General features: G+C 70.9%; 7 protein-coding genes. 5 read left to right on the top strand and 2 right to left on the bottom strand.

The window, feature by feature from the left end; genetic code table 11:
• The coding region (locus AB0H62_RS27545) for an integrase core domain-containing protein (protein WP_360586664.1) at positions 1-83 on the top strand (83 nt) is incomplete at its 5' end.
• Between the two features lie 13 nt (positions 84-96).
• On the opposite strand, the gene AB0H62_RS27540 is transcribed toward AB0H62_RS27545, so the two are convergent.
• Positions 97-1,062: an ABC transporter substrate-binding protein gene (locus tag AB0H62_RS27540; protein ID WP_360589039.1), complete on the bottom strand. Its 966-nt coding sequence runs from the start codon at positions 1,060-1,062 to the stop codon at positions 97-99.
• Positions 1,063-1,258: 196 nt separating this feature from the next.
• Between AB0H62_RS27540 and AB0H62_RS27535 the strand changes: the two genes are divergently transcribed.
• From AB0H62_RS27535 to AB0H62_RS27520, 4 genes are all read left to right on the top strand, one after another.
• Positions 1,259-4,075, top strand: coding sequence for a nitrate- and nitrite sensing domain-containing protein (locus AB0H62_RS27535; protein ID WP_220244647.1), 2,817 nt, complete (start codon positions 1,259-1,261; stop codon positions 4,073-4,075).
• A gap of 15 nt (positions 4,076-4,090) precedes the next feature.
• Positions 4,091-4,768 (top strand): copper homeostasis protein CutC, encoded by a 678-nt coding sequence (locus AB0H62_RS27530; protein WP_220244646.1) that lies wholly within the window; start codon positions 4,091-4,093, stop codon positions 4,766-4,768.
• Between the two features lie 67 nt (positions 4,769-4,835).
• A complete protein-coding gene (locus AB0H62_RS27525; protein WP_220244645.1) occupies positions 4,836-5,573 on the top strand; it encodes a hypothetical protein in 738 nt (245 codons plus the stop codon).
• A 24-nt stretch (positions 5,574-5,597) separates the two neighbouring features.
• Positions 5,598-6,338: a GAF and ANTAR domain-containing protein gene (locus AB0H62_RS27520; protein ID WP_220244644.1), complete on the top strand. Its 741-nt coding sequence runs from the start codon at positions 5,598-5,600 to the stop codon at positions 6,336-6,338.
• Between the two features lie 253 nt (positions 6,339-6,591).
• Here AB0H62_RS27520 and AB0H62_RS27515 read toward each other — a convergent pair whose 3' ends face one another.
• Positions 6,592-7,176, bottom strand: a complete 585-nt coding sequence (locus AB0H62_RS27515; protein WP_220244643.1) for a sigma-70 family RNA polymerase sigma factor — start codon at positions 7,174-7,176, stop codon at positions 6,592-6,594.
• Positions 7,177-7,234: the final 58 nt, after the last annotated feature.

Raw genomic sequence — 7,234 nt, 5'->3', positions numbered from 1 at the left:
CCTGGCTCGAGCACTACAACACTCAACGCCGCCACAGCGCACTCGGCGGACACCCACCCACCAGCCGACTGCCACCAACCTAATGGCCAAATACATCTAGGGCTGGTCCTCCTCCGGCAGCATCGCCTGCACGTCGAGCCGGCTCGGGAGCAGGCCCGAGGTGTGCATGAGGTCGGCCACGCGCTGCAGCCGGATGCCCGACAGCGTGGTCGGGTAGGTGCCCAGCGAGATCAGCGCCGCCGTGGTCGGGTCGATGTCGGAGAACGTGGGCAGCGCGTCGCGGACGATCGCCGGGTCGGCGGCCGTCTGCTGCGCCTGCATGAGCACGCGCCGGAAGACGGCCAGCGTGCGCGGGTTGTCGCGTGCGAACGCGCCGGTCGTCGCGTAGCCCGAAGCCGGGAAGTCGAGGGTGGCGCCACTGGACCCGTCGGCGAGGATCTGCGCGCCGAGCTCCTTCTCCGCCCGGGTGATGTACGGCTCCACCATCAGCGCCGCGTCGGCGTCGCCGGCCTGCAGCGAGTCGGGCATCCGGTCGAACGGCTCGGGCACGAAGTGGATCTTCGCCGCGTCGACGCCGGCAGTCGCGAGCACGGAACGAGCGGTGAGCGCGCCGATGTCGTCGAGGTCGTCCACGGCGATCTTCGGCGACTTCTTCGCCGTCGGCTCGGTGTAGTCGGAGTTCGGCAGCGTCACCAGCGCGATCGTGTTGTTGCCCGACGTGTACGCCTCGCCTTGCAGCTGCAACGCGGTTCCGGCGTTGGCGGCGCGGAAGAGAGACACGTCGCTGGCGAACGTCACGTCCAGCTGCCCGGAGCTGAGTTTCGCCAGGCCGTCCTGGGTCCCGAGGTCCACGAGCGTCACGTTCAGCCCGGCCTCGCGGAACTTCCCGGCGGCCGCCGCGATGCGCAGCGGCGCGGTGTCGATCGGCCCGCCGACGCCCACGCGCAGAGTGGTCCGCTCCAATGGCGCCGGCGCCGCCGCGTCACCGGAATCGAACAGCGAGCAGCCGCTGATGGCCAGCAAGACCGCCACCAGCGGCAACACCAGTGCACGCACGTTCATCCGCTCTCACCTACCGGGAGAATCTCGGCATCACGCTGGATCGTATGGGCCGCTGCCCATACGATCCCCGACAGGGCCGTGACCCCGCCAGTGCGGCTTCCCGATCCGATCGAGCCAAGTTACTGCCGAGTAGACTCGATTCGGACACCCTCGATGTCGTCCGCGGATGAGGTGCCGCGGTGGAAAAGGAAGCTAGGTGAGCCGTCGCGACCAGCGTCCCCGAACGGGCGACGCGACGGATCCCGCTGCCGCCAGACAGGTCGGGGGCCGCTGGCGCCTTCGCAACTGGCACCTGCGGACCAAGCTCTTCGTCGTCCTGCTCATCCCCGCGCTCGCCGTGATCGGGCTGGTGGGCCTGCGCGTGAGCACGGACCTGCGCGACGCCCAGCAGCTCGCCGAGTTCGCCGCCCGCGGCCGCGTGGACAGCACCGTGGCCGAGGTCCTGCACCAGCTGCAGCGCGAGCGCGACGTCACGGTGCGGTTCGTCGCCGGCAACCGCCAGGGCGCCACCACCGACCTCACGGGCCAGCGCACGCGCGTGGACCAAGCGATCGGCACGTTCGAGAAGACGCTCGTCGACAGCAAGCCGCGCCTCGACGCCGTGGCCGCCAGCAGCCTGCAGCAGAGCGACGACCGGCTGCGCGTGCTCAGCGGCCTGCGCTACTCCGCCGAACACTCCGCGTTCCCCGCCGACGCCGTGCTCCGCTCCTACAGCGAACTGATCTCCGGCCTGCTCGACATCAGCGACATGGCCGCCGCCGACGTGTCCGATCCCGATCTCGCCCGGCTTCGCCTGGCCGGCAACGCCCTCGCGCGGATCAAGGACCAGATGTCGGTCAAGCGCGCGATCATGTCCGAGGCGCTCGCCGAGGGCAGCCTCAACCGCGACCGCACGCGTGCGCTGCTGGGCGCGGAGGCCGAGCTCAACGCCGCGCGCAACGACTACCGCACCTTCGCGACGCCCGACCAGCAGCGGATGTACGACGACACGGTGATCGGCCTCGTCGTCGACATCGGCAACGACATGGTCGAGTCGGCACTGACCCGCACGGAGAACGGCCAGTCGCTGCAAGGTCTGGACCCCAACCAGTGGGACACCGCGGCCACCTACACCGTGAACCTCGCCCACCAGGTGCAGGAAGCGCTGCTCGTACAGCTCCAGGAGCAGACCGATTCGCTCGCCGCGCGCGCCCGCACGTCGACGATCTGGGACGGCGGCATCGTGCTTGCCGTGCTGCTCGTGGCCGGCATCCTGTCCGTGGTCATCGCGCGCTCGCTGCTGCGGCCCTTGCGCGTGCTGCGGCGCACGGCGCTGGACGTGGCCGACCACCGGCTGCCCGAGGCCGTGCAGCGGCTGCTGACCGATCCCGACCCGGCGCCCGAGAACCTGCGCCACCGCGCGGCCGTCGCGCCCGTGCCGGTGTTCACGCGTGAAGAGGTGGGCCAGGTCGCGCGCGCGTTCGACGCGGTCCACGGAGAGGCCGTGCGGCTGGCGGCCGAGCAGGCGATGCTGCGCGAGAACGTCAACTCGATGTTCGTCAACCTCTCCCAGCGAAGCCAAGATCTCGTCGAACGACAGCTGTCCGTGCTCGACCGCATGGAGGCCGGCGAGCAGGACCCGGACACGCTCGCGGGCCTGTTCGAGCTCGACCACCTCGCCACGCGCATGCGCCGCAACAGCGAGAACCTGCTGGTGCTCTCGGGCACTGACCTCGTGCGCGAGGACAGCGGACCGGTGGTGGCCGACGAGATCGTGGGCGCCGCACTGTCCGAAGTGGAGGATTACCAGCGCATCGAGCTCGGCTCCGCGCCGACGCTCGCGGTGCGCGGCGAGGCCGTGAACGACCTAGTGCACGTGGTGTCCGAGCTGCTGGAGAACGCCACGCGCTACTCGTCGGAACGAACCACCGTCACCGTCGAAAGCGCCGAAACCCCCGACGGTGACTGGCGCATCGAGATCACCGACCGCGGCGCCGGCATGCCGCAGGCCGAGATCGACCGCACCAACGCGCGCCTGGCCAACCCGCCGGACGTCGACGTCGAGGTCTCGCGCCGGATGGGCCTGTACGTGGTCGCGACGCTGGCTCAGCGCCACCACATCGACGTCTCGCTGCGGCTGGCCGAAGGCACCGGCATCACCGCGACGGTGCTCGTGCCCACCGAACTGATCGTCGACGCGCCGCCGCTGCCCGAGCCACCCGCACCCGCCGCCGCCGAACCCGAGCCGACGCCGGAGCTGCTGCCGCCGTTGGCTCCGCTGGTCGCCGCCTCCGCCGGACCCGCTGTCGAGGAAGAAGCCGAGGCTCCGGTGGAGGCGCCGATCGTTCCGGTGCTCGAGCCGGGTCCGCCGCGGCGCGCGCCGGTGGTGGAGAGCACGCCGCCGTGGCCGGCGCAGGAGGACCGTTCGCACCTCGATCTGGACGCGCCGACGGAACGGATGCCCGCGTACCGGGACGTGTTGTCGCGGTGGTTCGACGCGGCTGCGCCGCCGCCCGAGGGAAGGGCGCCGGCGCCGCCGGAACCGTTGCCGGTGGCGGAACCCGTGGCAGAACCGGCACCACAGCCAGAACCGGAACTCCAGCCAGAACCGGAACTCCAGCCAGAACGCGAACCCCCAGCTCCCGAACAGGCCGCACGGCACGCCCGCACCGTGCTGGAACCGGACCGCGTCGAACCGGCCTTCCCGGCCGTGCAGTTCCCGACCACCGACCCGGACGAGAGCCCGGCCCCGCCGGAGTGGCCGACCCCGGACGAGCTGGAGCAGGAGGACGGCGCCGAGGACACGTGGCCGTTCCTGCGCGTCTCCGATGTCGAGGACGCAGCCGAGGACGCAGCCGAGGACGCAGCCGAGAACGCAGTCGAAGACGGCATGCAGGCCAGCCCCGGGCAGGTGCCCGAGCAGCGGCCGATACTCTCGCTTTCCCCCGAAGCGGTGCGCGAGCGGATGACGAGCCTTCAAGGCGGGTTCAGGCGTGGCCGCCACGCACGGGGGGACGAGAACCCCACGACCTGATCGAACGGATGACCCATGAGCTCGAAGACCGCCCTGCTGGAAGTGATCGCGCTGGGTCCGGAAGACGCGCAGCGCGCTCAGGAAGGCGGGGCGGACCGGCTCGAACTGGTCGCGGACATGGCGCGGGACGGGCTCACGCCTTCGGAGCAGACCGTGCGCGACGTTCTCGCCGCCACCGACCTGCCGGTGCGCGTGATGCTGCGCGGCAGCGACGGTTTCGCCGCCGGTGACCTCGAGGCCCTGCGCGCCGACACCGCGAAGCTCCTGGCCGCCGGCGCGCGCGAGTTCGTGTTCGGCTTCCTCACCGACGACAACGAGATCGACGTCGACGCGTGCCGCTCACTGCTGAAGGAGCTCGACGGTGCGCCGTGGACCTTTCACCGCGCCATCGACCGCGCGCGCGACCCGCTCGCCGCGTTCGACGTGCTCGCCGATCTCGGCTGCGACACGGTGCTCGCGGCCGGCAGCCCGCACGGCGTCGGGAGCGGGCTTTCCGTGCTGCAGCGGCTCGCGCGGCGCACTGAAGGCCCTTCGCTGCTCGTCGGCGGTGGCCTGCGCGCGCAGCAGGTGCACCTTCTGCGCGCCGGGGGAGTGCGAGGGTTTCACGTCGGTAGCGCGGTGCGGCCCGGTGGCTGGGAGTCCCCTGTGGACGCTGGGGCGGTTCGGGAGTGGGCTGAACTCGTCAAAAGCTGAGCTAGGGTGTGCAGAAGTCTCCCGCTCGGGTGGCTTGTCCGGGCAGTACGAGCCGAAGGCGCGGGGCGTGGAGGCTAGTCAGGACGGCAGACGCGACGACACCCCGCTTTCGCGCGCCTGGCACCGGGTCAAGGACGAAGCGCACCTGCTGCACTCAACCGTCACTGTGATGGCCCTGTGCGAATCGGCCGTGGCGTGGCTCGGCGTTGCCGGGGCGAGTGTGCTGGTGAGCACCGGCCCGGGCAGCCAGGAGGTGCGGGTGGCCACCGACGACCTCGCCACCGTGCTTGCGGAGCTCGAGGTGATGGTGGGGGAGGGCCCGGTGCGCAGCGCGCGCGAGCTGCGTTCGCCGGTGCTGGTGGGTGACTTCGACGCGGCCGAACAGTCGCGCCGCTGGCCGCTGTACGCGCCGCTGGCCGTGCAGACCGGGGTGCATGCGCAGTTCGTGCTGCCGCTGCGCGTGGGGCTCGTCGACGTGGGCACGGTCGTATACCACCGAAAGGCTCCGATACCGCTGGAGCCTGTTTTGCTGGCCGACGCATTGGCCTACGCTGAACTGACGCTCCTTCTCTTGCTCGACGAGCAAGTCGGCATGGCGGGCGACGAGTCCGTGGACCTGTCACTGCGCGCGGCGCAGGTCCACCAGGCCACGGGCATGGTCGCGGCGCAGCTCGACGTCCGTCTCGACGACGCGTTCGCCGCGTTGCGGGCGAGGGCGTTCGCGGAGCAGCGCCCTCTGTCCGACCTCGCCGCCGAGGTGGTGAACAGACGATTGCGGTTCGAACGAGAAGGGGGAACTCGGTGAAACTCGCGTTCGGTGAGGTGGGAGATGGTTCGGGTGGCTGACGGGCAGCTGGTGGACACGTTCGTGGAACTGGCGGACACGCTCACCGACGACTTCGACGTGATCGATTTCCTCCACCTCCTCGCTGCCCGCAGCGTCGCGTTGCTGCCGGTGGACGCCGCCGGCATCCTGCTGGCCGGCCCGAGCGGCGGGCTGCAGCTCGTGGCCAGCTCCGACGAGCACGTACGCCTGCTGGAGCTCTTCCAGCTGCAACGCGACGAGGGCCCCTGCCTCGACGCGTTCCGCACACACACCCCCGTGAGCGCGCCCGACCTCGCGCTCGACGACGCCGGCTGGCCCGCCTTCGCCGCGGCCGCGGTCGGCCACGGTTTCCACTCGGTGCACGCGCTGCCGATGCGGCTGCGCTCCGAGGTGATCGGCGCGCTCAACCTCTTCTCAGCCCGCCCCGGCGAGCTTTCGAGGGAGAACCTGCAGGTCGCGCGCGCCATGGTCGACGTCGCGACGATCGGCCTGCTGCAGGCCCGCTCGATCCAGCAGCACGAGGTGCTCGTCGAGCAGCTGCAGACCGCGTTGAGCAGCCGGGTCGTGATCGAGCAGGCGAAAGGTTTCATCGCGGAACGGCTGAACGTGGAGATGGACGAGGCGTTCACGGTGTTGCGGCGGTTTGCGCGGGGCAACAGCCGGAAGCTGAGTTTGGTGGCGGCCGATGTGGTGAACCGGTCGGAGACCGTGCGGGAGCTGTTCCTGAACCCGCCGACGCGCTGAAACGTTTCGACCGGTCGGTGGAGTGCACAGCGGTGTTTCGGCGCTAACGTCGGTTGCTTCGCCCTGGACCTCGGCGGAAATCGGTTCCGGTCCGGCAGGTGCAGGAGGCGCGCCATGGGCGTGCGTATTCAGTTCGGCGTGCTCTCGAGGAATCGGCGAGGGGTTTCCTCGATCGCGGCGCACCCGCTCGTGCTGGGTGTGCGGCTGATCCGAAGGCTCTCGCATCGCCGGGCCGGGAGCCCGCATTGACGCGTCAGTCGTCCTTCTTCGTCGGCTCCGGGCCGTTGTGGATCAAACGGCGCAGCTTCGTGAGCGCGCGGTGCTGGCTCACGCGCACGGCCACGGCGCTCGGAAATCCCAGCGCCGCGGCCGTTTCCTCGGCCGAGTAGCCGAGGACGACCCGCAGCGTCAGCAATTCACGCTGCTCCGGCGCCAGATGCCCCAGCAGCTCCTCGATCTGCAGCCGCGAGTCGGTCTGGGCGAACTCGTCGGGGCCGGGGCGGTCCTCGTCGCCGGCGTCGGCATACGGGTCGGCGCGGTTGCGGGAACGGCGGCGGAACTCGTCGACGACCTTGTTCCTCGCGATGCCGAACACGAACGGCAGGAAGCTGTCCGTCTCGTACCGATAGCGCGGGAGCTCCACGAGCACCGCGATCAGCACTTCCTGCGCACAGTCCTCGGCGTTGCCGGCCAGGCCGAGCCGGCCGCGGCAGTAGCGGAGCACGAAGGGACGCAAGAACTCCACGAGCTCGGCCACGGCGGCGCGATCGCCCGCCACGGCAGCCGCGACGAGCCGGCTGTCCGGGCGCGGCGACGGCGCGCGGTCGTCGGTGGCCATTCACATCGTTCCCAGGTCGGGCGGGCCGCCGGACCGAGGTGGCGCGGCGGGGAGAGCA

Source organism: Amycolatopsis sp. NPDC050768, assembly GCF_040654155.1.
Taxonomy (GTDB): domain Bacteria; phylum Actinomycetota; class Actinomycetes; order Mycobacteriales; family Pseudonocardiaceae; genus Amycolatopsis.
Note: the sequence above shows the minus strand (reverse complement) of the source record. Positions and strands in the feature narration are given on the sequence as shown.